Source organism: Halomonas halodenitrificans DSM 735, assembly GCF_000620045.1.
In the GTDB taxonomy this organism is placed as follows: domain Bacteria; phylum Pseudomonadota; class Gammaproteobacteria; order Pseudomonadales; family Halomonadaceae; genus Halomonas; species Halomonas halodenitrificans.
Window position 1 is genome coordinate 146,919 of sequence record NZ_KK211059.1, and the last position, 26,858, is coordinate 173,776.

Annotated in this window: 25 protein-coding genes; 10 read left to right on the forward strand and 15 right to left on the reverse strand. The window is 66.8% G+C overall.

The window, feature by feature from the left end; all coding sequences use genetic code 11:
- Positions 1–193 precede the first annotated feature (193 nt).
- From bioD to bioB, 5 genes are read right to left on the reverse strand one after another with little or no spacing between them, the layout of a single operon-like run.
- Positions 194–883: a dethiobiotin synthase gene (gene bioD / locus Q358_RS0115500; RefSeq protein WP_027962803.1), complete on the reverse strand. Its 690-nt coding sequence runs from the start codon at positions 881–883 to the stop codon at positions 194–196.
- Between the two features lies 1 nt (position 884).
- On the reverse strand, positions 885–1,682 hold the full coding sequence (locus Q358_RS0115505) for a methyltransferase domain-containing protein (RefSeq protein WP_027962804.1): 798 nt from the start codon (positions 1,680–1,682) through the stop codon (positions 885–887).
- Positions 1,679–2,431 carry an alpha/beta fold hydrolase gene (locus Q358_RS17795; protein WP_051530456.1) on the reverse strand — a complete coding sequence of 251 codons (753 nt, stop codon included), beginning with the start codon at positions 2,429–2,431 and terminating at the stop codon, positions 1,679–1,681. Before Q358_RS17795 ends, Q358_RS0115505 begins: the two co-directional genes overlap by 4 nt.
- Positions 2,428–3,603: an 8-amino-7-oxononanoate synthase gene (bioF, locus tag Q358_RS0115515; RefSeq protein ID WP_027962805.1), complete on the reverse strand. Its 1,176-nt coding sequence runs from the start codon at positions 3,601–3,603 to the stop codon at positions 2,428–2,430. The genes Q358_RS17795 and bioF overlap by 4 nt, the downstream gene beginning before the upstream one ends.
- A complete protein-coding gene (gene bioB / locus Q358_RS0115520) occupies positions 3,600–4,724 on the reverse strand; it encodes a biotin synthase BioB (protein ID WP_027962806.1) in 1,125 nt (374 codons plus the stop codon). Before bioB ends, bioF begins: the two co-directional genes overlap by 4 nt.
- Positions 4,725–4,794: 70 nt before the next feature.
- On the opposite strand from bioB, the gene Q358_RS0115525 reads away from it, so the two are divergent.
- Complete coding sequence (locus tag Q358_RS0115525; protein ID WP_043488584.1) at positions 4,795–5,526, forward strand: ComFC family protein; 732 nt, start codon at positions 4,795–4,797, stop codon at positions 5,524–5,526.
- 28 nt (positions 5,527–5,554) lie between these two features.
- Complete coding sequence (locus tag Q358_RS0115530; protein ID WP_027962808.1) at positions 5,555–6,541, forward strand: serine/threonine protein kinase; 987 nt, start codon at positions 5,555–5,557, stop codon at positions 6,539–6,541.
- A 69-nt stretch (positions 6,542–6,610) separates the two neighbouring features.
- On the opposite strand, the gene Q358_RS0115535 is transcribed toward Q358_RS0115530, so the two are convergent.
- Positions 6,611–7,126: a TraB/TrbI/VirB10 family type IV secretion system protein gene (locus Q358_RS0115535; protein WP_027962809.1), complete on the reverse strand. Its 516-nt coding sequence runs from the start codon at positions 7,124–7,126 to the stop codon at positions 6,611–6,613.
- A 261-nt stretch (positions 7,127–7,387) separates the two neighbouring features.
- On the opposite strand from Q358_RS0115535, the gene folE reads away from it, so the two are divergent.
- The 3 genes from folE to Q358_RS0115550 all read left to right on the forward strand — a co-directional run bounded on the left by folE (position 7,388) and on the right by Q358_RS0115550 (position 9,981).
- Positions 7,388–7,945, forward strand: a complete 558-nt coding sequence (folE, locus tag Q358_RS0115540; RefSeq protein ID WP_027962810.1) for a GTP cyclohydrolase I FolE — start codon at positions 7,388–7,390, stop codon at positions 7,943–7,945.
- Between the two features lie 59 nt (positions 7,946–8,004).
- Positions 8,005–8,406: a dihydroneopterin triphosphate 2'-epimerase gene (folX, locus tag Q358_RS0115545; RefSeq protein ID WP_084286604.1), complete on the forward strand. Its 402-nt coding sequence runs from the start codon at positions 8,005–8,007 to the stop codon at positions 8,404–8,406.
- Between the two features lie 117 nt (positions 8,407–8,523).
- On the forward strand, positions 8,524–9,981 hold the full coding sequence (locus Q358_RS0115550; protein ID WP_027962812.1) for an NAD-dependent succinate-semialdehyde dehydrogenase: 1,458 nt from the start codon (positions 8,524–8,526) through the stop codon (positions 9,979–9,981).
- A gap of 159 nt (positions 9,982–10,140) precedes the next feature.
- On the opposite strand, the gene purH is transcribed toward Q358_RS0115550, so the two are convergent.
- The 7 genes from purH to dsbD all read right to left on the reverse strand — a co-directional run bounded on the left by purH (position 10,141) and on the right by dsbD (position 18,229).
- Positions 10,141–11,721, reverse strand: a complete 1,581-nt coding sequence (purH, locus tag Q358_RS0115555) for a bifunctional phosphoribosylaminoimidazolecarboxamide formyltransferase/IMP cyclohydrolase (RefSeq protein WP_027962813.1) — start codon at positions 11,719–11,721, stop codon at positions 10,141–10,143.
- A 112-nt stretch (positions 11,722–11,833) separates the two neighbouring features.
- Positions 11,834–12,154, reverse strand: a complete 321-nt coding sequence (gene fis / locus Q358_RS0115560) for a DNA-binding transcriptional regulator Fis (protein WP_027962814.1) — start codon at positions 12,152–12,154, stop codon at positions 11,834–11,836.
- On the reverse strand, positions 12,151–13,212 hold the full coding sequence (dusB, locus tag Q358_RS17800) for a tRNA dihydrouridine synthase DusB (RefSeq protein WP_051530459.1): 1,062 nt from the start codon (positions 13,210–13,212) through the stop codon (positions 12,151–12,153). The genes fis and dusB overlap by 4 nt, the downstream gene beginning before the upstream one ends.
- Positions 13,213–13,282: 70 nt before the next feature.
- Positions 13,283–14,197 (reverse strand): 50S ribosomal protein L11 methyltransferase, encoded by a 915-nt coding sequence (gene prmA, locus Q358_RS0115570; RefSeq protein WP_027962815.1) that lies wholly within the window; start codon positions 14,195–14,197, stop codon positions 13,283–13,285.
- Between the two features lie 78 nt (positions 14,198–14,275).
- Positions 14,276–15,619 (reverse strand): acetyl-CoA carboxylase biotin carboxylase subunit, encoded by a 1,344-nt coding sequence (gene accC / locus Q358_RS0115575; protein WP_027962816.1) that lies wholly within the window; start codon positions 15,617–15,619, stop codon positions 14,276–14,278.
- Positions 15,620–15,662: 43 nt separating this feature from the next.
- A complete protein-coding gene (gene accB / locus Q358_RS0115580) occupies positions 15,663–16,133 on the reverse strand; it encodes an acetyl-CoA carboxylase biotin carboxyl carrier protein (protein WP_027962817.1) in 471 nt (156 codons plus the stop codon).
- A 227-nt stretch (positions 16,134–16,360) separates the two neighbouring features.
- A complete protein-coding gene (gene dsbD, locus Q358_RS0115585) occupies positions 16,361–18,229 on the reverse strand; it encodes a protein-disulfide reductase DsbD (protein ID WP_027962818.1) in 1,869 nt (622 codons plus the stop codon).
- Between the two features lie 235 nt (positions 18,230–18,464).
- Between dsbD and Q358_RS17805 the strand changes: the two genes are divergently transcribed.
- Complete coding sequence (locus Q358_RS17805; RefSeq protein ID WP_084286605.1) at positions 18,465–19,754, forward strand: DUF2333 family protein; 1,290 nt, start codon at positions 18,465–18,467, stop codon at positions 19,752–19,754.
- 133 nt (positions 19,755–19,887) lie between these two features.
- On the opposite strand, the gene ppa is transcribed toward Q358_RS17805, so the two are convergent.
- Positions 19,888–20,418 carry an inorganic diphosphatase gene (ppa, locus tag Q358_RS0115595; RefSeq protein ID WP_027962819.1) on the reverse strand — a complete coding sequence of 177 codons (531 nt, stop codon included), beginning with the start codon at positions 20,416–20,418 and terminating at the stop codon, positions 19,888–19,890.
- Positions 20,419–20,636: 218 nt separating this feature from the next.
- Between ppa and Q358_RS0115600 the strand changes: the two genes are divergently transcribed.
- Entirely contained in the window at positions 20,637–22,370 is a 1,734-nt protein-coding gene (locus Q358_RS0115600) for a bifunctional protein-serine/threonine kinase/phosphatase (protein ID WP_027962820.1), read from the forward strand.
- A 105-nt stretch (positions 22,371–22,475) separates the two neighbouring features.
- On the opposite strand, the gene Q358_RS0115605 is transcribed toward Q358_RS0115600, so the two are convergent.
- Entirely contained in the window at positions 22,476–23,732 is a 1,257-nt protein-coding gene (locus Q358_RS0115605) for a 6-phosphofructokinase (RefSeq protein WP_027962821.1), read from the reverse strand.
- Positions 23,733–23,916: 184 nt separating this feature from the next.
- On the opposite strand from Q358_RS0115605, the gene mpl reads away from it, so the two are divergent.
- The 3 genes from mpl (at position 23,917) to Q358_RS0115620 (ending at position 26,635) form a co-directional block, all read left to right on the forward strand.
- Positions 23,917–25,296 (forward strand): UDP-N-acetylmuramate:L-alanyl-gamma-D-glutamyl-meso-diaminopimelate ligase, encoded by a 1,380-nt coding sequence (gene mpl, locus Q358_RS0115610; RefSeq protein WP_027962822.1) that lies wholly within the window; start codon positions 23,917–23,919, stop codon positions 25,294–25,296.
- Positions 25,289–25,930 (forward strand): flavin prenyltransferase UbiX, encoded by a 642-nt coding sequence (locus Q358_RS0115615; protein ID WP_027962823.1) that lies wholly within the window; start codon positions 25,289–25,291, stop codon positions 25,928–25,930. Before mpl ends, Q358_RS0115615 begins: the two co-directional genes overlap by 8 nt.
- An 81-nt stretch (positions 25,931–26,011) precedes the next feature.
- Positions 26,012–26,635, forward strand: a complete 624-nt coding sequence (locus tag Q358_RS0115620) for a LysE family translocator (protein WP_027962824.1) — start codon at positions 26,012–26,014, stop codon at positions 26,633–26,635.
- The last annotated feature ends 223 nt before the right edge of the window (positions 26,636–26,858 follow it).

Genomic DNA, 26,858 nt, shown 5'->3' on the forward strand with positions numbered 1-26,858 from the left:
TCGCTCTCGCCCCATGTCCTGGTTTATTGATGGCAGGTGAGACACGCAAGGCGCAGATTTTCCCTTCTATTATCGCAGCACTCTTGTCTGCGATGCCCCGGAAACATTATTCGTTGAATACATCGTCGGGCCGATAGGCGGCGCGTTGTGATTGTGCCCGAATGATTTCACGAACCATGCTTTCATCCAGTATTCAGCTCTCGGGCAACACCAGATAATCCGCCGCGGCTGTAGCCATCTCGCCGGCGGGAAGATGGGGGACGATACCCAGGCAGGGGGCATCGAGGGTGCGCTCCAGGGTCGCCAGGTTGTCACGGTAAAGGGCCTCATCCAGGCCGAATGACGAATCGACGAGGCTGCCCGCCCAGCCGGCGAGGCGCAGGCCATCGGCGCGTATGGCCTCGGCCGTCAGGCGGGCGTGGTTGATGCAGCCCAGCCGGAGGCCAACCACCAGGATCACCGGTAGCCCCAGATGCGTCGCCAGGTCGGCGAGGTCTTCCCGTTCGTTCAGTGGTACCCGCCAGCCGCCGGCGCCTTCCAGCAGCGTCAGGTCCCGGTCCAGGGCCAGCCCCTCGCGCAGGCTCTCGCTCAAGGCGTCGAGCGTCAGCGTGATGCCGACCTCTCGCGCGGCCAGGTGAGGCGCGATTGCCGGCGCGAAGGCATGGGGGTTGACCGTGGTGTAGGGCACCGGGGGGTGGCTGTGGGCCTGTAAGGCCAGGGCGTCCGAGTTGCGCAAGCCTGCATCGGTGGGGTCGCTGCCCGAGGCGACGGGCTTGAGGCCCAGGGTCGACAGGCCCTGGCGGCGTGCCAGGGCCAGCAGGCCGGATGTGATCAGGGTCTTGCCGGCGTCGGTGTCGCTGCCAGTAACCAGGAGGGCGGCCATATTAGCGTTCGAGCTCCAGCGTCAGTAGGTGATAGGTGACAGGCAGCCCCTCGGGCTCGCGCAGGCGTTCGTAGCGCTGTGATGCGCGGACAAGGTCGGCCCGGGTCAGGTGGCCCCCGGGGCGTGAGGCCTGGGCGCCGACGCCCTTGATGGAGGCCATGACCGCGGTCATGTTCGGGTAGTGGAACCTCGGCCGGGAGGCGTCTACCGAGACTCGCCGGAACCCCGCCCGGCAGGCGGCCTCGCGATAGTGCTCGGGGCGGCGAAAGTCGAGCAGGGCGGTGCGCCGCCCGGGGCGCTGCCAGGCGTAGCCGACCTCGGCCAGGGTCTCGGGGCCGAGGGTGTTGATCAGGGCGCGACCGCCGGGGCGCAACGTGCGGTGGAGCTCGGCCAGTGCGGCGTCGAGGTCGGGACACCACTGCAGCGCCAGGTTGGAAAACACCAGATCCAGGCCGGCACTGGCCAGCGGCAGGGCGGTGGCGTCACCGCAGACCCAGTGCACCCCGTCGCCTCGATCACGGCGGGCGACGTCCAGCATTCCCGGGGCCAGGTCGAGGCCGATAACCCGGGCACCGGACGCGTAATGCTCGGCCAGGCTTTGGCTCCAGCCGCCTGGGCCACACCCCAGGTCGAGGATATGCATCGCTTCCCGGGGTAGCCGGGCCCAGAGAGCGTCGCCCATGACTCGCTGTGCCGTCGCCAGGCGTTCGTAGTCGATGGCGGCGCGGGAAAAGGCGTGGGATACGCGTTGTCGCCAGCCGTCGGGGGCCGCCTCGTGGCGCAAGGCCGGTGAACTCATGCGTGCCCCTCGGGGTTGGCGGCGGCGCGACTCTCCAGGCACTCCCGGGCGAGCTCGACCAGGTGCGTCACCAGGGTGTCGGGACGCGACAGCATGGGGCAGTGACCGGCGCCGTCGATGCGCCGGTCGGCGCCGTGGCGGCGTCTCTCGGGCAGCAGGGGGTCATGGGTTCCCGACAGGTAGCGCACCGGGCAGGGGGGCTCGGCCAGGCAGTGGCCGTTGTCGAGTTCGGCAAGCCACTGTAGCCCGGCGGCAAGGGTGGCCGCGTCGGGGGGAGGTCCCTCCCCGAGCAGGTCGAGAAGGCGTCGGTACGCGTCTCTGGGGCGCGTCTCGCCGCGCAGCATCCAGCGCCGAAAGTGTGTCAGTGTCGCGACGGGGTCGCGGTCGAAGGCGCGACGAAAGACCGCCAATTCCTCCTGCGTTACCCCCTCTGGGTGGCAAAAGCCTGGGCCCGTGCCCATCAGGATCAGCCCCCGGGGCGGGACCAGCGTTGTCGACCCGAGGCCGAGCAGGGCGGCCGCCAGCAGCCCGCCCAGGGACCAGCCGACCCAGACGGCGTCCCGGGGGAGTTCGTCGGCAACGTCCCTGGCAAGGGCCTCGAGATCGCCGGGAGACGCCAGCGCCGGCCGGCCACCGTAGCCCGGCCAGTCGGGTGTGGTGACGGTGACTCCGGCCGGCCACAGGGGCGCCAGGGGCCGCCAGATTCGCGCGTCGATCCCCCAGCCGGAAAGCAGCACCAGCCGGGTCATGTCGCCGTATCCTCGCCTGTCGCGGCGTGTGTATCCCGGCACTCGGCCAGGGCATCGATCAGGGCGTCCAGATCATCGTCGGCATGGGCGGCGGAGAGGGTGATACGCAGCCGAGCCTTGCCGCGTGGCACGGTGGGCTCGCGAATGGCCCCGACCTGGATGCCACGCTCGGCGAGTCGAGAGGCCCAGGCCAGGGTGGTGGCATTGTCGCCGAGCACGATGGGCTGGATCGGCGTGGTGCTGGCGACCAGGGGGAGTCCGAGGCGCTCGGCGGCCGTCCGGAAGCGGGCGATCAAGGCATGCAGGCGCTCGCGCCGTTCCGGCTCTTCGGCAAGGAGATCCAGTGCGGCCAGGGAGGCGGCCGCCACCCCGGGCGGTTGGGCCGTGGTATAGGTGTAGGGGCGTGCGAACTGGATCAGGTGCTCGATCAGTGCCTCGCTACCCGCGACGAAGGCCCCGGCGGTGCCCAGCGCCTTGCCCAGGGTGCCTACCAGCACGGGGACCTCATCGATGCCGTAGGCCCGGCCCACGCAGCCGTCGCCTCGCTCGCCCAGCACGCCCAGGCCGTGGGCATCATCGACCATCAACCAGGCGGCGTGGCGGCGCGCCGTGGCGGCCAGCCCGGGAATATCGGCCACATCGCCATCCATGCTGAAGACGCCATCGCTCACCACCAGCCTGGGGTGCCGGGCCGGGCTGCGCTCCAGGAGTCGCTCCAGGTCGGCGGTGTCGCGGTGATGGAAGCGGCGGGAGACGGCCCCGGAAAGCCTGGCACCATCCAATAGCGAGGCGTGGTTGAGACGGTCCTGGAAGACCCTCGTCCGGGGGTCGCAGAGCGCCTGGATCACTCCCAGGTTGGCCATGTAGCCGGTGGAGAAGAGCAGTGCCCGGGGGCGCCCGGTGAGCTCGGCGAGACGCTGCTCGAGGGCCTCGTGAACCGCCAGATGCCCGTTGACGAGGTGCGAGGCGCGGGCTCCGGTGCCGTAATCGCGTGCCCCCTTCGCCATGGCCTCGGCCAGTCGCGGGTCCCGGGAGAGGCCCAGGTAGTCATTGCCGGCAAAGTCGCGCCGCCGGCTCGCCGGCTGGCGCGTGTTGCGGTGTCGCCACAGGTGGCTTGCCCGGCACGCCTGGGCGCGCTCGGCGAGGTGGCTCGGCCAGTCGCAAAGGGTCATGGCTCAACGCTGGCGGCATCATAGGCCAGCTCACTCACCCGGGCGGCGGCCCGGTGTGCCGCCTGCTGGTCGAGGTCGGCCTCCACGCTGGCCTGAATGTGAGCGTCATCGGCACAGGTGTCCCGGCGCTCCGGGTGAAGGCCGAGCCGGGTGAACAACGACCTGTCGCGTTCCGCCTGGGGGTTGGCGGTGGTCAGCAGCTGGTCACCGTAGAAGATGGAGTTGGCACCGGCCAGAAACGCCAGGGCCTGGGTCGAGTCATCCATCTGCTCGCGACCGGCGGAGAGGCGCACATGGCTTTTTGGCATCAGGATGCGCGCGACGGCGATGGCCCGGATGAACTCGATGGGGTCGAGGTCCTCGACGTTCTCCAGGGGGGTGCCGGGGACCTTGACCAGCATGTTGATCGGCACCGACTCGGGGTGCGGCTCGAGGCGCACCAGCTGCTGGAGCAGGGCGGCGCGGTCGCGGGGGGCCTCGCCCATGCCCAGTATGCCCCCCGAGCAGACCTTCATGCCCGCCCCGCGCACCTGGTCGAGCGTCTCCAGGCGGTCGGAATAGGTGCGCGTGGTGATGATCTCGCCATAGTACTCGGGGGAGGTGTCGAGGTTATGGTTGTAGTAGTCGAGCCCCGCCCGGGCCAGGCGGTCGGCCTGGTCGCCGTCGAGCATGCCCAGCGTCATGCAGGTCTCGAGCCCCAGCGCCTTGACCCGGCTGACCATCTCCAGCACGACGTCCAGGTCCTTCTCGCGGGGGCTCTTCCAGGCCGCCCCCATGCAGAAGCGGCTGGCGCCGGCGGACTTGGCTGCCCGGGCCTGTTCCACGACCTTGTCGATCTCCAGCAGCTTTTCCTTGCCCAGGCCGGTGTTGTAGTGCCCGGATTGGGGGCAGTACTTGCAGTCCTCGGGGCAGGCACCGGTCTTGATCGACAGCAGGGTGGAGACCTGCACGGCGTTGGGGTCGAAGTGGCGGCGGTGTATCTGCTGGGCGCGGTACAGCAGGTCGTTGAAGGGGAGCGCGAAGAGCGCCTCGATTTCCTCGAGCCGCCAGTCGTGGCGTATTTCGGCCGGGCTGCCTAGGGTCTGAGTATCGGCTGTGCGGGCTTGCGAGGCTTGAGACATGAAGGGATCGCCTTTGGTCAACTTTGCTAATAAGTTAAAGTTGACCAGTAGCCTACGGACTGACGCTTCGATGTCAACCGAAAGATTTGGGTTGGTTGACAGGGTGCTGCGCCGGGCGCTGCCAGGCCGTTGTGCCTTTTGTCTGGCGCCCGTCCTCGACGAGTCCCCCTGGTGTCAGGCCTGCTTCGCGGGGCTGCCCTGGAACCGGCCCGCCTGTCCCGTCTGCGCCGAGCCTCAGCCAGGCGCCCGACAGGCCCGGATATGCGGCGCCTGCCTGCGCCGGCCGCCGTCCTTCGTGAGGGCGAGGGTGCCGCTGCGGTATGCCGAGGAGGTGGCCTGGCTGGTGCGGCGCTTCAAGTTTCATGCCTCACCGCGGGCCGGCGCGGTGTTGCTTGAGCTGCTGACGGCGGGGCTGCAGGAGAAATGGCGCGACTGGCCCCAGGCCCTGGTGCCGGTTCCGCTGCATGAGTCGCGTGCCCGTGGGCGCGGCTTCGACCAGGCCGAATGGCTGGCGGTGCGATTGGCCAGGCAAATGAGGGTGCCACTGGGGCAGGGCAGGCGCCTGCGTGATACCCCCAGCCAGCGTGGGCTCGACCGCCGCGAGAGGCGGGCCAACCTGCGCGGCGGGTTTCGAGTGCCGGTTCGCCTGCCGCCTCGCGTGGCACTGCTCGATGATGTGATGACCACCGGGGCGACCCTGGAGGCGCTGGCCCAGGCCTGCCTGGCCGCCGGTGCCGAGGAGGTCGAGGCCTGGGCCGTCGCCCGCACGCCGCGGGGGGGAAATATGAGGCAAGCCTGGTAGAGTGGAGGCTTTTCCGGGAGGACGGACCATGGATGCCGATCAGCACCCCTTCTCCACGCTATCGCCGGCTCGGGTCGTGGCGGCCATCGAGTCTCTGGGCTTCTGGCTGCCCGGCGAGCCCTTCGCGTTGAACAGCTACGAGAACCGTGTCTACCTGGTGCATGACGACGAGCGTCGTCGCTGGGTGGCGAAGTTCTATCGGCCCGAACGCTGGAGCGATGCCTGTATCCAGGAGGAGCACGACTTCCTCGCCGAACTGGCATCGGCGGGCGTGGCGGTGGCCGCGCCCTGGTGCGATGCCGAGGGGCGCAGCCTGCAGCATGCCGAGGGCTTTCGTTTCGCGCTCTTTCCTCAGCGGCCGGGTCAGGCGCCGGAACTGGAGGATCCCGATCACCTGTTCGCCCTGGGGGAATTGATCGGCGGCGTGCATGCGGTGGGGGAGCGTGAATCCTTCCGGCATCGTGGCGTCATGGAGCTGGATGCCATGGTGGTCGAGGCCCGTGAGCGGGTACTCGCCGGGCCCTGGCTGGACCGCCATCAGCGCCAGGCCTACGAGCGGATCACGGCGGCACTGCACGAGGCGCTGGCGGCGTATCGCTGGGCCCCCGAACGCGCGATACGCGTCCACGGCGACTGCCATATCGGCAATATCCTGGGCCGCGACGCGGACTTTGCGCTGGTGGACTTCGACGACTGCCTGATGGCCCCGGCGGTGCAGGACCTGTGGATGCTGATCACGGCACAGTCGCCCGAGGAGCGCCACATGCAGCTGTCCGAGGTGATCGAGGGCTACGAACAGCAGCGTGAGTTCGACCGCCGTGAGCTGGCGCTGACCGAGCCGCTGCGGACCCTGCGCCTGCTGCGCCACAGTGCCTGGCTGGTATCACGCTGGGAGGATCCCGCCTTCCCGGTCGCCTTCCCCTGGGTGGCCGATGCCGGCTACTGGGAATCCCACATCAAAACGCTGGAGCAGCAGCGCCAGGCGCTGGAGAACGCGCCGCGCTGGCTGGCATAAAGGCTCTCAATAAACGGCGGGCCTCGCCTTGTGAGCAAGGCGAGGCCCGCGACAGCGGCAGGGTGGCGGCTAGGAGTCTTCGGGGTCAGGCTGTTCGGAGGAGGCCTGGCGCCGCTCGATATTGATTTGCTCGGAGGGATTCTCCTGCTCCTCGATGGCCAGGTCGCCGGCCAGCTGAAGCTCGAAGCCGTGCTCCGGAGAGAGTTCACAGAGCCCGTCCTGACAGGCATCGATACCGAAGTTGCCATCGCCGTCATAGGCGGCTGCGGAGATATCGCCGCTGTAGATATGGCTGTCGTTGCCTTCGGTGTCGATGCAGGTAACGCTGGAGGTCGTGATACGGATCCGCTCGTCATCGAGCTGTGCGTCACCCACCACGACACAGTAGTCGGGTACCTGATGGCTACCGCTGCCGTTGGCGACCGGGTGCAGCAGGATATCATCCTGACGCGGCGTGTCCGGGCCGAGGGTCAGCGACTCGACGAGCTGCACTTCCAGCCGGGCATCGGCAGGGAGTTCCAGGGTGTCGGCGAAGGCGAGGGTGGGGGCCAGGAGGAGGCCCAGAAACAGGGGTGTCTTGGTCATGTCGGGCTCTCGTCGCTAGATCTGCACAGCATGAAAGTCTGCATAATATCACAGCCTGAGGCGTTGGCTCACTGGCCTTCGCAAGGTGCGGCAGGATGTCGCGAGGTGGCGATGGCCGGCCAGGCTATCATGAATGCCGTATTGGCGCGGTGTGCTGCTAGACTAGGGGCTCTAAATGAAGCAATATTGTACTTATTAAATCGAGTGTACATTTGTTGTACATGAATAATTGATAACCAGACACGAACCGATGGGGCCCCCATGACAGAAGAGCTCGCCAACCATTATCGGCAGATCATCCTTGCGCTGGGCGAGGATCCCGAGCGGGAGGGCTTGCGTGATACCCCCAAGCGCGCCGCCAAGGCCATGCAGTTTCTCAATCACGGCTACCTTCAGTCGCTGGAAGAGATCGTCAATGGCGCCGTCTTCGCGTCCGAGACCGACGAGATGGTACTGGTCAAGGACATCGAGCTCTACTCCATGTGCGAACATCATCTGCTGCCTTTTATCGGCAAGTGCCATATCGCCTATCTGCCCGACGGCAAGGTGCTGGGACTCTCCAAGTTTGCGCGTATCGTCGACATGTTCGCCCGGCGCATGCAGATCCAGGAGAGCCTCACCCGGCAGATCGCCGAAGCCGTACAGGAGGTGACCGGCGCCCGTGGTGTGGCGGTCGTGATCGAGGCCCGCCACCTGTGCATGATGATGCGTGGCGTCGAGAAGCAGAACTCCAACATGACCTCCTCGGTGATGCTCGGTGGTTTTCGCGAGAATCCGTCGACCCGTCAGGAATTCCTGACGCTGATCAACGGTCGCTGAGACCATCCCGGCACCGTCCCGGACGCCTACACCCAGTCGCGACATCAGGAGAGCCATCCATGCCGCTGCACGCCATCGATGACCAGCATTTCGACCATGACCTGGCGACCATTCGTATCAAGAACCTCCGGCTGCGCACCCATATCGGCATCAAGGAGGAGGAGATTCGTAATCGCCAGGACGTGGTGATCAATGCGGTCATCCGCTATCGGGCCGACAAGGCGGTGGCGTTCAACCATATCGAGCAGGCGCTGAACTATCGCACCATCACCAAGCAGGTGATTGCTCACATCGAGGAGAATCGCTTCCTGCTGCTCGAGCGCATGACCCGCGAGGTGCTCGACCTGATCATGGGCCATGAGCAGGTGCTGACCGCGCAGGTCGAGATCGACAAGCCCCATGCCCTGCGCTTCGCCGATTCGGTGTCCATTACCCTCTCCGAGACCCGCAAGCCGCGTTGATTCGGAACAAGTTGATCCCGGAGTGAGAAGAGAAGGCCTCGTCGCTTGGAGTGACGGGGCCTTTGCGCTTAGCATGAGGGCAGACCTATCAGTGCCGCATTGCGGCGGGAGCACAACATGGAAGCCCTCAAGGAAACGCAGCTTTACTGCCCCTTCGCCTATATCGATGGCAGTTGGGTGGCGGCAGACAGCGGCGAGCAGATTCACGTGGTCAATCCGGCCACCGGTGATGTCATGGGCGATGTGCCCCGGCTCGGCCGCGCCGAGACCGAGCGCGCCATCGAGGCGGCGAATGTCGCGTTGCCGGCCTGGAAGGCGCTGAGTGCCCTGGAGCGCGCCGATATTCTGATGAAGTGGCATGACCTGATGCTCGAGCATCAGGATGATCTGGCCATGATCATGACCTTCGAACAGGGCAAGCCGCTGAAGGAGGCCGCCGGCGAGATTGCCTACGCCGCCAGTTTCCTGCGCTGGTTCGCCGAGGAGGCGCGGCGTGTCTATGGCGAAACCATTCCCGCCGCCAAGGGCAACCAGCGTATCGTTGTCACCAAGCAGCCCGTTGGCGTGGTGGGGGCCATTACGCCCTGGAACTTCCCGGCGGCCATGATCACCCGCAAGGCCGGTGCCGCGCTGGCCGCGGGCTGCACGATCGTCTGCAAGCCGGCGAGTCAGACGCCGTTCTCGGCCACTGCGCTTGCACTGCTGGCCGAGCGCGCCGGCGTGCCACGCGGGGTGTTCAACGTGGTGCCCGGGCGCGCCAGCGAGATCGCCGCGGCCATGACCGAATCGCCGCTGGTGCGCAAGATCACCTTCACCGGCTCCACCGAGGTAGGCCGTGAACTGATGGCCAGCGCCTCGCAGCACATCCAGAAGATCTCCCTGGAGCTGGGGGGCAATGCGCCCTTTATCGTCTTCGAGGATGCCGACCTCGACGCCGCGGTGGAGGGCGCCATGGCGGCCAAGTTCCGCAATGCCGGCCAGACCTGCGTCTGCACCAACCGGCTGCTGGTGCAGTCCAGCGTGGTCAACGCCTTCTGCGAGAAGCTCGCCGTGGCCATGAACAGCGAGCTGAAGGTGGGGGACGGTACCCGGCCTGGGATCAATATCGGGCCGCTGATCGACGACAAGGCGGTTGCCAAGGTCGGCGAGCATGTCCAGGACGCCGTGGACAAGGGGGCCGAGCTGCTGCTGGGGGGCCATCCCCACCCGCTGGGCGGCAACTTCTTCAGCCCGACCCTGATCAGCTTTGCCACCGACGAGATGCGGGTCGCCCGGGAGGAGACCTTCGGTCCGCTGGCGGCGGTGTTCCCCTTCGACGATGAGGAGAGCGCCGTGGAGATGGCCAACGACACCGAGTATGGTCTCGCCGCCTACTTCTATTCCCAGGACCTGGGGCGGGTGTGGCGCGTCGCCGATGCCATGGAGTACGGCATGGTAGGCATCAATACCGGCTTGATTTCCAACGCCGCCGCCCCCTTTGGCGGCGTGAAGGAGTCGGGTCTCGGCCGCGAAGGCGGACACCAGGGGCTGGAGGAGTTCCTGGAGACCAAGTACCTCTGTATCGATCTCGGGTAACCGGGCTTCGCCCGACGCCGTAAGCGTTACGCTTTAAGCGGTAAGAAAAACCCCATTCGGACATTCCGAATGGGGTTTGTTACGATTTGCTTACGGCTTACGGCTTACGGCTTACGGCTTACAGCTTACGGCTTACAGCTTACAGCTCGCCGCAGGCGCTTAGTGGCGGAAGTGGCGCATGCCGGTGAATACCATGGCGATGCCGGCCTCATTGGCGGCGTCGATCACTTCCTGGTCGCGCATGGAACCGCCGGGCTGGATCACGGCGGCGATGCCGGCGGCGGCGGCGGCATCGATGCCGTCACGGAACGGGAAGAAGGCGTCGCTGGCCATCACCGAGCCGGGCACCGAGAGGCCTTCGTCGGCGGCCTTGATGCCGGCGATGCGGGCCGAATAGACGCGGCTCATCTGGCCGGCGCCGACGCCGACGGTCTGGCCGTTCCTGGCGTAGACGATGGCGTTGGACTTGACGTACTTGGCCACCTTCCAGGCGAACGCCAGATCGCGGAGTTCCTGCTCGGTAGGCACGCGCTCGCTGACCACCGTGAGCTCGTCGCGGCCCACCATGCCCAGGTCACGGTCCTGGACCAGCATGCCGCCGGTGACGCGCTTGACATCATGAGCATGGCCGCGCTCGCCGGGCCAGCTGGCTCCCACGTCGAGCAGGCGCACATTCTGCTTCTCGGCGACGATCCTGGCGGCCTCGTCGTCGACGCCGGGGGCGATGATGACCTCGACGAACTGCCGGTCGATAATGGCCCGGGCGGTGTCGGCATCCAGCGCCACGTTAAGGGCGATGATGCCGCCGAAGGCACTGGTAGGATCGGTGGCGAAGGCCTTGTCATAGGCCTCCCTGGCGCTGGCGCCCACCGCCACGCCGCAGGGGTTGGCATGCTTGACGATCACGCAGGCGGTATCGGTGAAGGCCTTGACGCATTCGAAGGCGGCATCGGTATCGGCGACGTTGTTGAAGGAGAGCGCCTTGCCGTTGAGCTGCACGGCGGTGGCCACCGAGGGCTCGCTGGCATCGGCCTCGACGTAGAAGGCCGCGTTCTGGTGAGGGTTCTCGCCGTAGCGCATGGCCTGCTTCTTCTCGAACTGCAGGTTGTAGGTTCGCGGGAAACCCGCCTCGCCGCCGGGTACCCGCTGACCGAGATAGTCGGCGATGGCGGCGTCGTAGCCGGCGGTGTGTTCGAAGGCCTTTACCGCCAGGTCGAAGCGGGTCGCATCGGAGACCCGGCCGTCCTGGGAGGCGATCTCGGCCAGTACCCGAGCGTAGTCGGTGGCATCGACCACGATGCTGGTGTGGGCGTGGTTCTTGGCGCAGGCACGCACCATGGTGGGACCGCCGATATCGATGTTCTCGATGGCGTCCTCGAGGGTGCAGTCGGGATTGGCTACCGTCTGGGCGAAGGGGTAGAGGTTGACCACCACCATGTCGATGGGCGCGATATGGTGCTCGGCCATGACCGCGTCATCCTGGCCGCGGCGACCGAGAATACCGCCGTGAATCTTCGGGTGCAGCGTCTTGACGCGGCCGTCCATGATCTCGGGGAATCCGGTGTGCTCGGAGACCTCGGTCACCGCGATACCGTTCTCCTGGAGCAGGCGAAAGGTGCCGCCGGTCGAAAGCAACTCGACACCATGCTCGTTGAGCCCGCGGGCAAAATCGACGATACCGGTCTTGTCGGAGACGCTGATCAGGGCGCGGCGTACCGGGGAGGAGAAGGCTTGGTCCATGGTGACACTCTCTTGACGTCTGGGACGGTGGGTGGGAAGGGGGTGAAGAGTCAGTGAAAAGTCGTGACGGCGGGGCGTATGACGCACCGAAGGGAGCGCGAGGCTCCCTTCATTATATCAAGTCATGCTGTTTTAGCTTTTTGCGAAGCGTGCCGCGATTGAGGCCGAGCATCTCGGCGGCGCGGGTCTGGTTGCCCTGGGTGTGCTCGAGCACGGAGGCGAGCAGTGGTGCCTCGACTTCGGCCATCACCATGGCGTAGAGGCCGGTCACTTCGCCGCCATCAAGATGAGCAAAATAGCGGCGCATGGAGAGGTCCACGGCTTCACGAAGGGGTTGCTGGCCAGCCTCCGGCGACGACTGTTCCGTCGTTGCCTCGTTCAGTAGGCGGCCTTTCGAAAGCGCTGGATCGGAGGGAAGGGCTTGACTGGTCATGCGGCTCGTATTCCTTTCGCGGTCTCGCCCGGTTCGTCCGACGCAGTGGTCGACGAACGGGCATGACCAAAGAGGTCGTCGATAAAGCGATACTGTTCGGCAGGGCTTGCGAGGCGGTTGAAGCGCCCCTTGAGTTCACGACGCGGTGCCTCGGCGATGCGGGCGTCACCGGCCAGATACCAGCCAACATGCTTGCGAGCGATGCGCACACCCATATAGTCACCGTAGAAATCGTGCAGTGCCTCCAGGTGGTTGCGGAGCACATCGGCACGCTCGATAGCATCCGGTGGCGCCAGGTGTTCGCCGTGGCGGAGGTAGTGGTCGGTTTCGCGGAAGATCCAGGGGTAGCCCTGCGCCCCCCGGCCGATCATCACCGCATCGGCCCCAGTATAGTCGAGGACGGCGGCGGCCTTTTCCGGAGAGGCGATATCACCGTTGGCGAATACCGGGATCGTGACGGCCGCCTTGATGGCGGCGATGGTGTCATACTCGGCGTGACCGGAGTAGCGCTGCTGACGATGGCGGCCGTGTACGGCCAGGGCCTGGATGCCGGCCTCTTCGGCCAGGCGTGCCACGCGCAGGGCGTTGTTGCTCTCGGCGCACCAACCGGTACGAATCTTGAGCGTCACCGGTACCTCGACCGCCGCCACCACGGCGCTGAGGATATCGGCCACCAGGGCCTCATCGCGCAACAATGCCGAGCCGGCCGCCTTGTTGCAGACCTTCTTGGCCGGACAGCCCATGTTGATATCGATGATTTCGGCGCCCTGGTCGGCATTGATGCGCGCGGCACTGGCCAGCATGGCGGCATCTCCCCCGGCGATCTGCACGCTGCGCGGTCCCGGTTCACCCCGATGATCCATGCGCAGCCGTGACTTGCGGGTATGCCACAGGCTGGTATCCGAGGTCACCATCTCGCCGACCACCAGGCCGGCGCCCAGCTGACGGCAAAGTTGCCGGAAGGGGCGGTCGGTCACGCCGGCCATCGGTGCCAGGATAACCCGGTTGGGCAGGGTGTGATCACCGATGCGGGGCAATGGCTGGCTGGAGTCGGGCATGGCTCGGATAGTAGTGGCAAGAGGGGGGCATATCATACGCCCCCCATCGGGAAGGGTGAAGTGGCAGCGTCTAGGCGGGGCGGCGACCGGTGAGGCGGACCCAGCCTTCCCGGGTGACCGCATCGTCCATCAGCAGGCCCTGCTCGCGATAGACCTGAAGCACCTCTTCGGCCTGGTTCTCGAGTATGCCGGAAAGCGCCAGGCGCCCCCCCGTGGCGACGTGACCGGCGATCATCGGCGCCATCTCGACGAGTGGGCCGGCGAGAATATTGGCCACCACGATGGGGAAGGCCTCGGCGTCGTCAAGCTGTTCCGGGTAGCAGAGTCCCAGGGAGGTCTCCGCGACGCCGTTGCGTTCGGCATTGTCGCGGCTCGCCGTCAGCGCCTGGGGGTCGATATCGGTCCCCAGGGCGCGCCGGGCGCCCAGCTTGAGGGCGGCAATGGCCAGAATACCCGAGCCGGTGCCGATATCGAGAACCGCCTGGCCATCGAGGGCCTCGGTGATGGCCAGGGCATCGAGCCAGGCCAGGCAGAGTGCGGTGGTCGGATGGGTACCGGTGCCGAAGGCGAGCCCCGGGTCCAGATGCAGATTGACTGCGCCGGGTTCGGGAGGCTCATGCCAGCTGGGAACGATCCACAGCCGCTCACCCATCTGCATCGGGGTGAAGTCGTCCATCCACTCGCGCTCCCAGTCGCGGTCGGCGAGCAGCTCCACCTCGACCTCGGGGCAGGGGTCCTCGGGCTGCTCGGCAGCCCAGGCCTGGTGCACCCGCTCGAGCATGGCGTCGACCCCCTCGAGGTCATCGTAGAGTCCGGTGAGCACCGTCTCGTGCCACAGCGGGGTGCTGCCGCGCTCCGGCTCGAAGACCGGGTCATCGTGGGCATCCTGCAGGGTGATGGCGGTGGCGCCTTCGGCGAGCAGCAGCTCTTCGAGGGTTTCGGCCTGTTCCGGGGCGACATGGGCCTTGAGTTGCAGCCAGGGCATGGGGTCTCCGATTGGCAAGGGGGCGGTAACGCAAGCGGGGCGGCCGTGGCCGCCCCGCTTGCATCGTGACCGGGCCGGCTAGATGCCCAGCTTCTTTTCCAGATAGTGGATATTGACGCCGCCCTGTCGGAAGTACCCGTCGCGTACCAGGTCCTTGTGCAGCTCGGTGTTGGTCTTGATGCCTTCCACCAGCAGCTCGTCGAGGCCGATGCGCATGCGGGTCAACGCCGTCTCACGGTCCGCGCCCCAGGTGATCAGCTTGCCGATCAGCGAGTCGTAGTGGGGCGGTACCGTATAGCCGGTATAGAGATGCGAATCCATGCGCACGCCCAGGCCGCCCGGGGGATGGTAGAGCGTCACCTGGCCGGGAGACGGCATGAAGGTGCGCGGATCCTCGGCGTTGATGCGACACTCGAAGGCGTGGCCGCTGAGCTTCACATCTTCCTGGCGGATGGAGAGGGGCAGGCCCGAGGCGATGCGCAGCTGCTCCCTGACGATATCCACGCCCGTGACCATCTCGGTGACCGGGTGCTCCACCTGCACGCGGGTATTCATCTCGATGAAGAAGAACTGGCCATCCTCGTAGAGGAACTCGAAGGTGCCGGCACCGCGATAGCCGATGGTGATGCAGGCCTCGCGGCAGGCCTCGAGCACCGCGGCGCGTGCCTCGGGGTCGAGCATCGGCGCCGGGGCCTCCTCGATCACCTTCTGGTGGCGGCGCTGCAGGGAGCAGTCGCGGTCATAGAGATGAATGGCATTGCCCTGGCCGTCGGCCAGTACCTGTACCTCCACATGGCGCGGGTTCTCGAGGAACTTCTCCATGTAGACGGTGCCGTCGCCGAAGGCCGAATGTGCCTCGGTGCGGGTCACGTTCACCGCGGAGAGCAGGTGGGCCTCGGTGTGTACCACGCGCATGCCACGACCGCCGCCGCCGGACGCCGCCTTGATGATCACCGGGTAGCCGATGCGGCGTGCGGTGGCCAGTACCTCGCCCTCGTCGTCCTCGGGCAGGGGGCCGTCGGAGCCGGGTACCGTCGGCACCCCCGCCTTCTTCATCGACTCGATGGCGCTGACCTTGTCGCCCATCAGGCGAATGGTCTCGGCCCGGGGGCCGATGAACGTGAATCCGGAGCGCTCGACCTGCTCGGCGAAGTTGGCATTCTCGGAGAGAAAGCCGTAGCCGGGGTGGATGGCGCTACTGTCGGTGACCTCGGCGGCGCTGATCAGCGCCGGGATGTTGAGGTAGGATTGGGCCGATGAGGCCGGTCCGATGCACACGACCTCGTCGGCCAGGCGCACATGCATCAGCTCGCGGTCGGCCTTGGAGTGGACCGCCACCGTCCTGATGCCCAGCTCCTTGCAGGCGCGCAGGATGCGCAGGGCGATCTCGCCGCGGTTGGCGATTAGAACCTTGTCCAGCATGATGGGTCCGCCAGTATCGGGTGAATGAAGAGGGAGATGGTGTTCAGGCGATGACGACCAGAGGCTGATCGAATTCCACCGGCTCGCCGTCCTCTACCAGGATGGCCTCGACCACCCCGTCACGCTCGGCTTCGATCTGGTTCATCATCTTCATGGCCTCGACGATGCACACCGTCTCGCCCTTCTTGACCTGGGAGCCAACCTCGGCGAAGGCCTGGGCACCCGGTGCCGGGGAACGGTAGAAGGTGCCGACCATGGGCGAGGTGATGGCCTGACCCTGGAAGGCGGGGGCCTCGTCGGTGGTGGCCGGCTCGGCGCCTACGGCGGGTGCCGGTGCCGCGGCGGGAGCGGGGTAAGGCGCCGGGGCATAGCCCTGGGGCTCGCTGGGCTGCCAGTTGGTGCCGTTGGGATGGCGGCTGATGCGAACCGACTCTTCGCCTTCCTGGATCTCGATTTCGCTGATGTTCGACTCTTCGAGCAGTTCGATCAGCTTCTTGACCTTGCGGATATCCATGACATTCGTTCCGATCGGTTGGGTGCGGTGTGTGGCCGTTGATCCGGTGCTGTCAACCTGGGCCTGATCTCATTAGATCGCGGCAAGATGGCGACTCTTCCGCCTCTTATCGGCCGTTAAAGCAGGATAGCGGCGGATTTTGCCGAAAAAAGGCGAGGATGTCCAGCGGCCCTGAAAACGCTGTTCGGGTGTGGGATCCTCGCGTCGTCAAACCCGGCGATGCCGGGTCATGCACGGTCCCCCTCGTTGCTCCAGTCGAGAACGCTATCCAGGTGGCCGGCGAGCTCCGGGGCATCCGGGGTACCCAGGATGCGTGCCTCGCGGATCTCCTCGCCTGCACGGAAGAATAGCAGGCTGGGGGGGCCGAAGAGCTCGAAGCGTTCGAGCAGCTCGCGGCTGGCGGCATCGCTATCGGTGACGTCGACATTGATGCGGGCGAAGGCCGACAGGGGGCCCGCGACCTGGGCGTCGGGATAGACCCGGCGCTCGAGCTGCTTGCAGGCGATGCACCAGTCGGCGGTGAAGTGAACGAAGGCGGTCTGGTCGTCCGGCACGGAGGCCAGGGCCTGGCGCAGCTGGTCCAGGTCGGCCACCGTGGTGATCTCTTCACGAGATGGCACCGTGGCGCCGGCCGAGGCGCCAGACCCGGAGGCCAGGGGCGCCAGGGGGCGCAGCGGGTCGCTGGCCCCGCTGGCCGCGCCCAGTACCAGTGCCAGGCCCCAGGCGAGCAGCAGCAGCCCCAGTGCCTGACGTGCCCGGGCCCAGCCCTGGGGCAGGTTCGTGGTCATGGCGCCGAGTGCCACCGCGGTGCCGATGGCCAGGGCGGCCCACAGCAGCAGCACGGTGGTCGCCGGCAGGAGGCGCTCGACCAGCCAGATGGCGACGCCCAGCAGCAGGAGGCCGAAGGCGATCTTGACGCCGTTCATCCAGGCACCGCTGCGCGGCAGCAGAGTGGTGCCGAAGGTGCCGACCAGGAGCAGCGGTATCCCCATGCCCAGGCCCAGGGCGAGGAGGGCGGCACCGCCTATCAGGGCGTCGCCGGTGGTGGAGATAAAGACCAGGGCGCCGGCCAGGGGGGCCGAGACACAGGGGGACACCACCAGCACCGACAGCGCGCCGGCGAGGGCCAGGCCGCCGGGACCGCTCTGCTGGGCGCGCGCCTGCCAGCCATCGATGCGGCCGGCCAGCCGAGGCGAGAGGCGCAGATCGAAGGCACCGAACATGGCCATGGCGAACCCCGTGAAGAGTATCGCGAAGGTGATCAGCACCGGCGCCGACTGCAGGCGAGCCTGGAGGTTGAGCCCGGCTCCGAACAGGCCCATCAGCACGCCCACGACCGCGTAGGTGAGTGCCATCCCTGTCACATAGCTGGCGGAGAGCGCAAAGGCGCGGGCTCGCCCCGGGTTCTGCCCGACGATGATCGACGAGAGGATCGGCACCATGGGCAGCACGCAGGGGGTAAAGGTCAGCCCCAGGCCGGCGAGGAAGAAGAGCCCCAGGGCCAGGGGCAGGCTGGCCTCGGCCATCAGGGCCTGGAAGCGGCCGTCCTCGCTCTGAGGGGCGGCGGGCTTCGGCGAGGGGGGCTCGGAGCCCGCATTCCCGGCGGAGGCCGAGCCGGCATCGGCCTTCGCCGCCTGCCAGCCGGCGAAGGCGGCGGGGGCCTGCTGTTCGGCGGCATCCAGGTCGACGTGCTCGGGGGGATAGCAGAGGCCGGCATCGGCGCAGCCCTGGAAGGTGAGGGTGACCGGCACCACTCCGCTGGCGTCCTCCTCGATGGGCACCCCGAAGACCAGGGTGTCACGGAACACGTAGACGTCGCCGAGGAATTCGTCGCTGGTAAAGGTGCCCTCGGGGATCTCCGGCTCGCCCAGGGTTATCGCGTCACTCTCGATGGCAAACTGATGACGATAGAGGTAATGACCCTCCTTCGCCTGCATGCCGATGTAGAGGGTCTCGCCATCATGCCAGGCACTGGGCTGGAAGGCTTCCAGCACCGGTAGAAACTCGGAGTCGTCGCTGGAGAACCATTGCGCCTGGGCGGCGAACGGCAGCAGTAACAGCAGGCTCGTCAGCGCGAGGCGTTGAAGACTGATCACGGAAGTCCTGTCCTTGGTTTGATAGTGTGGATGGCGGTCAGACCCTGCCTGTCTCCCGGGGTTCCAAAAAGGCATGGCTTCGACAGGGCATGGCTGACCGCTCCCGCCGGTCGGGTGCTAGGATAACGTACAGGAGGGCGTGGCTTCATCGAGGAAGGTGCCGACAGGTGTGCCACGTTGTCGCACGTTCCGATGCCTCGTAGAAAAAAGTCTCGTACTGGAAAGGAACCCGCACATGGCTTGGATGGGTAAGGGCGGCGCCAGGCGCCGCGAGAGAGTCGAGGCGCTGGAGCGCCCCGAATACGGCTGGATCTGGAAACCGCTACTGACGCTGCTGGTGGTCTACCTGGTCGTGACACTGGCGCTGGGCATCTGGTGGAGCCGCACGCCGGCACCGTACAGCGTCGAGCAGGTGCCCATGGAGCGCCGCGGGGACGCCGGCGGCGAGCCTGCCGCGCGAGGCGCCGTGACGGTGGCCACCCTGGCCTCCATCGTCGAGACCCTCTACGACAAGCCCGGCGGCTATCTACGCAACGACCGGTTGCCGCCGGGCCTGTGGCTGGACAACATGCCGAGCTGGGAGCGCGGTGTGCTGGATCAGGCCAAGGATCTGGCGCGGGCGCTTCCCTCGATGAACCCGAGCGAAGTCGAGCTCCTGGAAGAGGCAGTTCGCGGCCTGTCCGGTGATGGCCTCGACTGGCATCGACCGGCCACCGAGACACACCTGGCGGCGGCGGTCGCCGCCCTGGATCAGCAACTGATGGCGCTGGGTGGCATGCAGGCCGAGGGCTTCGTTCCCGGGGCGGGCCTGCGCCGCTGGCTGGCCGACGTCGGTGTCCGCCTCGACGGCCTGTTGCTGCAGCTGGCATCGAGTGCCGGCGGACACAAGCTGCTGCGTGAACTGGCCATCGATAGCGAGGCGCTTCCCGAGAGCCCGCCCTGGTACCGGGTCGACAATGTCTTCTTCGAGGCCCGGGGTACCGGCTGGGCGCTGGTCCAGATGCTGGAGGGGGTGCAGCGTGATCAGCACGATATCCTGGAAGCCGCCGGCGTCGTCGAGGCGTGGGAGCGCCTGCGCGCCGAGCTGGCGATGACCCAGCGGCGCCTGTGGAGCCCGGTGGTGATGAGTGGCTCGGGCTTTGGTCCCTTCGCCAACCATACCCTGGTGATGGCGCTTCATGTCAGTCGGGCCCGCGACCTGGTCGAGGAGATTGCCACACGACTCGCCGAGAGCGCCGAGCAGGGGGTATCCGGAGAGGACGTCCGGCAAGCACCCGCCAGTCAGCCCGAAGTGGTGGATGTGGAGCGAGGCGCCAGGTCCGAGCAGGGGCCAGCGTCTGAAGAGGCGCCCGAGCAGGAATCAGCGCCTCAAGGGTCGACCGAACAGGAATCAGCGCCTCAAGGGTCGACCGAACAGGAATCAGCGTCTGAAGAGGCGGCCGAGCAGGAGTCGGCTTCTGAAGAGTCACCCGAGCAGGAGGACCAGATGCAGCCCGGGGCTGACGAGGCTGAGACCCGCCAGTAGTGAGTGATGCCCCGGGTGTGGTTATTGCCCGGGGTGATGGCTGGAAAACGCAGCGGGCCGCCCCTTTGGGCGGCCCGCTGCGCTGTTGCGCGACGCTTGAGCGCCCCGTGGCGCGCTCAAGCAGGCCGTGTCATCAGGCCTTGTGATAGGCGGCGGCCGCCTTTTCGATGGCCTTGCGGGCCGCATCGGCACCCTCCCAGGATTCCACCTTGACCCACTTGCCCTTCTCGAGATCCTTGTAGTTCTCGAAGAAGTGCGCGATCTGCTGGCGCAGCAGTTCGGGCAGGTCGGTTACCTCCTGGACATCGTCATACAGGCTGGACAGCTTGTGGTGAGGCACACACACCAGCTTGGCATCTTCCCCGGCTTCGTCGGTCATGTTGAGAATACCCACCGGGCGGGCGCGGATGATGCTGCCGGGCTGGACCGGGCAGGGAGTCACGACCAGCGCGTCCAGGGCATCACCGTCGTCGGCCAGGGTGTGCGGAATAAAGCCGTAGTTGGCGGGGTAGAACATCGGGGTCGCCATGAAACGGTCGACCAGCAGGGCGCTCATGTCCTTGTCGATCTCGTACTTTACCGGCGAATGGCTGGCCGGAATCTCGATCGCCACATAGAGATCGTTGGGGAGTTCCTTGCCGGCGGGGATATTATCGAAGTTCATCGTCGATTCCTTGGGTTGGCAGACGGTCTTGGCGAGTCATCGGGAAGAAAAAAATCCGCAAGATTATAAGGGCCAGCCTGGCCGAATACCAATTCGACATAGGTGCCGTCACGTTTTCGAAAGTGTTTGAAGATGCGTGAATCCCTGCTGGGCCTCCTGTGTGGGGCCGCTGCGTGTATGATAGGACGCGCATGGATCCATCGGGCAAGGAGGGGCGAGTGGCAACCGCGCAGCTGTCATTGAGTTTTGGTCAGGCCTTCGTGGCGCCGGATCGCCGGCACCACCGCAGCTCCATGTCGGTGTGTCTGCCCGAGCCACCCCAGCTCAACGCCAAGGGGGCCTGTGCGCTGATCAGCGATGCCACCCAGCGCAACAGCATGGCCAAGCAGGCCGGAGACCTCAGCGTACGCAGCTTTCTGGCCGACTACTACTCCACCCCCGATCACTGGGACGTCAAGACATCGGCCACCCGGGTCCTGCGCTCCCTCAATGGCTGGACCTACAGCCAGGGCCGCCAGGTGGCGGAGGGCAGTTATGTTACCTCGCTGTCGGCGCTGGTGCTGCGCGGGACCCAGGGCCACCTCTTCCATATGGGAGACACCCTGGTGTTCCGGCTGCGCGGCGCGGAGTTCGAGCAGCTGACCCGCGATCATGTCACGGACCTGGGGGGCTATCGCTATCCTTCCCGGGCACTGGGCATGGATAACAGCATCGACATCGATTATGTCGGCTTTCCCGCCAAGCAGGGAGATCTCTTCCTGTTCACCACCCGAGCGATGCAGGGCACCCTGATGCCCTCGGAGTATGTCCAGCTGATTCGCCAGGATGCCAGTGACCTCGATGCCGCCTGTGATCGCCTGGCCGAGGCGGCGGTGCAGCGTGCCCAGTCTCGTGGCTTTGGGGCCGGTCAGTTCTGCTTTCAGCTGGTGCGAATCGATGAGTTGCCCGATGCCCAGTCGGACAGCTCAACCAGGGTGTACGGCGAACTGCCCATCCCGCCGGAGTTGTCACCGGGTGAGCGCCTCGACGGCCTGGAGGTGCAGGCCGTGCTGTCGCGCACCGCCCAGTCCCGGGTCTACCGAGTACGCGACCTCCACAGCGAGCGCGATATGGTGATGAAGGCGCCGAGTCCCGCGCTTTCCCAGCGCAATGTCTACCTGGAGCATTTCCTGCTTCAGCAATGGGTCGTGGAGCGTGTGAAATCGCCCTTCGTGGTGCGCGTCATGGAGCCGTCGCGGCCGCGGCGCTACCTCTACTACCTGATGGCCTATGTCGAGGGTGAGACCCTGGCCGACTGGGCGCGCCGACACCCCCAGGCGAGCCTTGCCCAGCGTCTGGATATCGCCAACCAGCTGGGCAAGGCGGTGCAGGCCTTGCACCATCGCGATCTGCTGCACCAGCAGATTCACCCGGGCAACGTATTGATCGACGCCCATGGGCAGGTCGTGTTGACCGATTTCAGTGCCTGTCGGATGCGCGATGGCGGAGGGCACAAGGACGCTCGCGAACTGCTGCGTCAGGTGGGGCTCACCGAGCACAGCGCCCCGGAATATGCGCTGGACGACGACATCGGGCGGCGCAGCGACCAGTATTCCTATGCCTCAACGGTCTACTGGCTGCTGACCGGGGAACTGCCCTACGCGGTGTCGCCCGATCGCCTGCTGCGCCATACCGATCTCGAACAGCTGGTCTATCGCCGCGGGCGAAAGCGCAATCCCGAGATACCCCAGGCACTCGACGATGCATTGCGCCGGGCGCTGGATCCCCAGCGAGCGCTGCGCTATCGGCGAATGTCGGAGTTTCTACGCGAGCTGCGCCAGCCGCTGGCGGCGCGTCGTCGCGAACCGGGCTCGCGCAACGGTCAACGACGATTCCGCGACGCCGGCCATTTCTGGCAGGGCGTCGCGGGCATATTGCTGCTCTTGCTGGTGCTTTCCTGGCTGCTGCGATAGCGGCGGCCGCAGCCGCCTCTCACTCGCGCTGGCGTTTATCGCCGGATAAATCCGACTCCCACGGCATGAGGTGGCCCCGGTGTCGCAGGAGCGCGATTCCTGTATTTACAGCTTGAATTCCGGCAGCTTGCGCTCGACGCGGTGCTTGGCGAGCTTCGCCACCCTGGGCAGGCCGTTGTCGAACGGGGGGAAGTCCTCGCCCTGGATCAGCGGTGACAGGTACTGGCGGCAGGTCTCGGTGATACCGAAGCCATCCTCGCTGATAAAGTCGCGGGGCATGAACTTCTCGCGGTTGGCGATCTCGGCCAGCGGGGCGGCCTCGATCCGCCACTGGTAGGGCGCGTCCGAGACACGCTTGATCGCCGGCATCATCGCGTTCTTGCCTTCGATGGCCAACTCCACGGCCTTCTCGCCGACCGCATAGGCCTGCTCGACGTCGGTCCCGGAGGCCAGGTGACGTGCGGCGCGCTGCAGGTAGTCGGCCACCGCCCAGTGGTACTTGTAGCCCAGGTCCTGCTTGACCATGCCGGCAAGCGTCGGCGCCACGCCGCCCAGCTGGCGATGGCCGAAGGCATCGGTGTTACCGGCGTCGGCGAGGAAGGTACCGTCCTCGTAGCGCGCGCCTTCGGAGACCACGATCACGCAGTAGCCATACTGCTTGACCGCATGGTCGACCCGGGCCATCACCGCCTCGCGGTCGAAGGCTATCTCGGGGAAGATCACCAGGTGGGGCGGCTCGCCCTCGCCCTGGCCGGCCAGGGCGCCGGAGGCGGCGATCCAGCCGGCATGACGACCCATGACCTCGAGCACGAACACCTTGGTGGAGGTGGCGCACATGGAGGCGATATCCAGCGATGCCTCCAGGGTCGAGGTGGCAATATACTTGGCGACGCTACCGAAGCCCGGCGAGTTGTCGGTGATCGGCAGGTCGTTGTCCACGGTCTTGGGCACATGGATGGCGGTGAGCGGGTAGCCGAGCTTCTCCGAGAGCTGGGAGACCTTGAGGCAGGTGTCGGCGCTGTCGCCGCCACCGTTATAGAAGAAGTAGCGGATATCGTGGGCGCGGAAGACCTCGATCAGCCGCTCGTACTGGGCCCGGTGGGTCTCGATGTCCTTGAGCTTGTAGCGGCAGGAACCGAAGGCGCCGCCCGGCGTATGACGCAGCGCGGCGATGGCCTCGTCGGACTCCTGGCTGACGTCGATCAGCTCCTCGGTGAGGGCGCCGATGATGCCGTTGTGGCCGGCGTAGACCTTGCCGATCTGGTCGGGATGACGGCGGCAGGCTTCGATCACGCCGCAGGCGCTGGCGTTGATCACGGCGGTGACGCCGCCGGACTGGGCATAGAAGGCATTATGGGCCATGGGGCTGGTTTGCTCCTGATCGTCGCTGCTGTTCGGGTGGAGGGTGACGAAAGAGGGAGGATTCTAGCCGAAAGCCCCTCGCCCTGCACCCGGGGTGCTGGAGAGGGTCGTTGGGGCCATGCTAGTCTCGCCACTCTCCGTGCCATGGTGGCGCGGCCACCGGACCCATGCTGGAGCGAGTCCCATGCATCTTCATATCCTTGGTATCTGTGGCACTTTCATGGGTAGCCTGGCGCTGCTGGCGCGGGAACTGGGCCACAGGGTTACCGGCTCGGACGCCGGCGTCTATCCGCCCATGAGCACCCAGCTCGAGGAGGCCGGCATCGCGCTGCGTGACGGGTATTCGCCGGTCAACCTCGAGCCGCGCCCCGACCTGGTGGTGATCGGCAATGCGCTGTCCCGGGGCAATCCCGAGGTGGAAGCGGTGCTCGATGCGGGCCTGCCCTATGTGTCCGGCCCCCAGTGGCTGGCCGAGCACGTGCTGCCCGGACGGCGGGTGATCGCCGTGGCCGGTACCCATGGCAAGACCACCACGGCGAGCCTGGCCGCCTGGCTGCTGGAATCGGCGGGCCTGGCCCCGGGGTTCCTGATCGGCGGCGTGCCGCGCAACTTCGGGGTCTCGGCCCGCCTCGGTGCCGCGGACGCTCCCTTTGTCGTGGAGGCCGACGAGTACGACACCGCCTTCTTCGACAAGCGCTCGAAGTTCGTTCACTACCGGCCCGAGATCGCCGTGCTCTGCAATCTGGAGTTCGATCATGCGGACATCTTCGATGATCTAGCGGCGATCGAGCGCCAGTTCCATCACCTGGTCCGCACGGTGCCGGGCAAGGGAACCCTGCTGGTGGCCGATGGCGAACCGGCCCTCGAGCGGGTGCTGGCCATGGGGGCCTGGAGTCCCGTGGTGCACTTCGGTGAGGCCGCCAGCAGCGCCTGGCGGCTCGAACGGGAGCGCGACGATGCCTCGCGGTTTCGTGTGATCCATCAGGATGGCGAAGCCAACGAGGATGCCGTGGTCGACTGGCCCCTGACCGGGCTGTACAACGCCCGCAATGCCCAGGCCGCCCTGGCCGCGGCCCATGCCTGCGGGGTGAGCCTGGCCCGGGGCGCCGCCGCCCTGGCGCGTTTCGAGTCTCCACGGCGCCGCCAGGAAGTGCGCGGGGAAGTGGCCAATATCCAGGTGATCGACGACTTCGCCCACCATCCCACGGCCATCGCCGCGACCCTCGAGGGCCTGCGCGCCGCCACCGCCCGGGGGCGCCTGCTGGCGGTGATCGAGCCACGCTCCAACACCATGCGCCTGGGGACCCTGCGTGACCGCCTGGCCGCCAGCGTTTCCGCCGCCGACGCCGCCTTCTGGTATCGCCCGGAGGGCCTGGACTGGCCGCTGGAGCCGATCATCGCGGCGAGCCCGGTGCCGGCACGGCTCGAGCAGGACCTGGACACCCTGGTGGCGTCGCTGGTAGAGGAGGCCAGGCCCTATGATCGTATCGTGGTGATGTCCAACGGCGGCTTCGGCGGCATTCACGAGAAGCTGCTGGCCGCACTGGAGTCCGCACATGGCTGACAGGCTGGCCTCACCGGTCACGGTGGCGCTGACCGGTGCCTCCGGGGCCCAGTATGGGCTGCGGCTGATAGAGGCGCTGGTGGCGGCGAATCACGAGGTGTGGGTGATGGTCTCCAAGGCGGCGCATCTGGTCGTCGCCACCGAGACCGATGCCGAACTGCCGGCCCGCCCCGAGCGGCTGGCCGAGACCCTGGTCGAGCGCACCGGGGCGCGGCCGGGACAGATCCGCTGCTTCGGCCGCGAGGACTGGATGGCGCCGGTGGCTTCAGGTTCCGGGGCCTCCTCGGCCATGGTGATCTGCCCCTGTTCCACCGGCACCCTGTCGGCGGTGGCCACCGGCGCCAGCAATAACCTGATCGAGCGGGCCGCCGATGTGGCCTTGAAGGAGAGGCGCCCCTTGATCCTGGTGCCGCGTGAGACGCCACTATCGGCCATTCACCTCCAGCACATGCTTGACCTGACCCGCCTTGGCGCCGTGATGCTGCCGGCGGCGCCGGGGTTCTATCACCGGCCCGAGTCGGTAGAGGATCTGGTCGACTTTATCGTGGCGCGTATCCTCAATCAGCTTGGCATCGAGCACCGGCTGATGCCCCGCTGGGGCGAATCGGCTGCACGGGGACAGTCCCCTGGCTAACCCCAACCCCCGGGGACAGTCCCCTTGGGTTCGGGGACAGTCCCCTTGGGTTTGGCGCATCGTGACAGGGAGGTCTCTCGCATGATCAATCCGGGGATGCTGTCGGTCTTCGTGCCGACCTTCTTTCTCGTTTCCCTGACCCCGGGGATGTGCATGACCCTGGCCATGGTGCTGGGCATGACCCAGGGCGTTCGGCGCAGCCTGTGGATGATGGTCGGTGAACTGGCTGGGGTGGGGCTGGTGGCCGCGGCGGCGGGGGCCGGTGTGGCCGCCCTGATGCTTCGCCAGCCGGAGATGTTCGCCCTGTTCAAGTGGCTGGGCGGGGCCTATCTGGCCTATCTCGGCATCATGATGTGGCGCTCCCGCGGCCGCATGGCGATTCCCGAGCAGGGCCTCGAGGTGGCCCCCGCCGGTCGCGGCCAGCTGGCCGTCCAGGGCTTCGTGACCGCCGTGGCCAATCCCAAGGGCTGGGCCTTCTTCGTGGCGCTGCTGCCCCCCTTCCTCGACGCCGAGCGTCCACTGGCCAGTCAGCTCGGCGTGTTGGTGGCGTTGATACTGGCCATCGAATTCACCTGCCTGCTGCTCTACGCCACCGGCGGCAGCCGGCTGCGTCGCCTGCTGTCTCGGGGAGGCAGCGTGCGCCTGCTCAACCGTATCGCCGGCACCCTGATGGTCGGTGTCGGCCTGTGGCTGGCGCTGGGCTGACCCCCTGGAGGCGACGCTGCAAGGGGACTGTCCCCCAACCCCAGGGGACAGTCCCCCAAACCCCGGGGACAGTCCCCTTCCAGCGTCATCCCCCCCAGGGGACAGTCCCCCAACCCCACGGGGACAGTCCCTGAGGCCTCCCCACGAATCATACGGTAACGCTTAGCTTCGCCTCTTGTCGCATCAGCCGGAAGAGCCGGTCCATTCGGCCCGCTGGATGGCG

What these genes read in the sequence shown, in the direction of transcription:
- bioD (WP_027962803.1), bottom strand. Translation starts at nt 883, where the DNA reads ATGGCCGCCCTCCTGGTTACTGGCAGCGACACCGACGCCGGCAAGACC.
- Q358_RS0115505 (WP_027962804.1), bottom strand. Translation starts at nt 1,682, where the DNA reads ATGAGTTCACCGGCCTTGCGCCACGAGGCGGCCCCCGACGGCTGGCGA.
- Q358_RS17795 (WP_051530456.1), bottom strand. Translation starts at nt 2,431, where the DNA reads ATGACCCGGCTGGTGCTGCTTTCCGGCTGGGGGATCGACGCGCGAATC.
- bioF (WP_027962805.1), bottom strand. Translation starts at nt 3,603, where the DNA reads ATGACCCTTTGCGACTGGCCGAGCCACCTCGCCGAGCGCGCCCAGGCG.
- bioB (WP_027962806.1), bottom strand. Translation starts at nt 4,724, where the DNA reads ATGTCTCAAGCCTCGCAAGCCCGCACAGCCGATACTCAGACCCTAGGC.
- Q358_RS0115525 (WP_043488584.1), top strand. Translation starts at nt 4,795, where the DNA reads ATGTCAACCGAAAGATTTGGGTTGGTTGACAGGGTGCTGCGCCGGGCG.
- Q358_RS0115530 (WP_027962808.1), top strand. Translation starts at nt 5,555, where the DNA reads ATGGATGCCGATCAGCACCCCTTCTCCACGCTATCGCCGGCTCGGGTC.
- Q358_RS0115535 (WP_027962809.1), bottom strand. Translation starts at nt 7,126, where the DNA reads ATGACCAAGACACCCCTGTTTCTGGGCCTCCTCCTGGCCCCCACCCTC.
- folE (WP_027962810.1), top strand. Translation starts at nt 7,388, where the DNA reads ATGACAGAAGAGCTCGCCAACCATTATCGGCAGATCATCCTTGCGCTG.
- folX (WP_084286604.1), top strand. Translation starts at nt 8,005, where the DNA reads ATGCCGCTGCACGCCATCGATGACCAGCATTTCGACCATGACCTGGCG.
- Q358_RS0115550 (WP_027962812.1), top strand. Translation starts at nt 8,524, where the DNA reads ATGGAAGCCCTCAAGGAAACGCAGCTTTACTGCCCCTTCGCCTATATC.
- purH (WP_027962813.1), bottom strand. Translation starts at nt 11,721, where the DNA reads ATGGACCAAGCCTTCTCCTCCCCGGTACGCCGCGCCCTGATCAGCGTC.
- fis (WP_027962814.1), bottom strand. Translation starts at nt 12,154, where the DNA reads ATGACCAGTCAAGCCCTTCCCTCCGATCCAGCGCTTTCGAAAGGCCGC.
- dusB (WP_051530459.1), bottom strand. Translation starts at nt 13,212, where the DNA reads ATGCCCGACTCCAGCCAGCCATTGCCCCGCATCGGTGATCACACCCTG.
- prmA (WP_027962815.1), bottom strand. Translation starts at nt 14,197, where the DNA reads ATGCCCTGGCTGCAACTCAAGGCCCATGTCGCCCCGGAACAGGCCGAA.
- accC (WP_027962816.1), bottom strand. Translation starts at nt 15,619, where the DNA reads ATGCTGGACAAGGTTCTAATCGCCAACCGCGGCGAGATCGCCCTGCGC.
- accB (WP_027962817.1), bottom strand. Translation starts at nt 16,133, where the DNA reads ATGGATATCCGCAAGGTCAAGAAGCTGATCGAACTGCTCGAAGAGTCG.
- Q358_RS17805 (WP_084286605.1), top strand. Translation starts at nt 18,465, where the DNA reads ATGGCTTGGATGGGTAAGGGCGGCGCCAGGCGCCGCGAGAGAGTCGAG.
- ppa (WP_027962819.1), bottom strand. Translation starts at nt 20,418, where the DNA reads ATGAACTTCGATAATATCCCCGCCGGCAAGGAACTCCCCAACGATCTC.
- Q358_RS0115605 (WP_027962821.1), bottom strand. Translation starts at nt 23,732, where the DNA reads ATGGCCCATAATGCCTTCTATGCCCAGTCCGGCGGCGTCACCGCCGTG.
- mpl (WP_027962822.1), top strand. Translation starts at nt 23,917, where the DNA reads ATGCATCTTCATATCCTTGGTATCTGTGGCACTTTCATGGGTAGCCTG.
- Q358_RS0115615 (WP_027962823.1), top strand. Translation starts at nt 25,289, where the DNA reads ATGGCTGACAGGCTGGCCTCACCGGTCACGGTGGCGCTGACCGGTGCC.
- Q358_RS0115620 (WP_027962824.1), top strand. Translation starts at nt 26,012, where the DNA reads ATGATCAATCCGGGGATGCTGTCGGTCTTCGTGCCGACCTTCTTTCTC.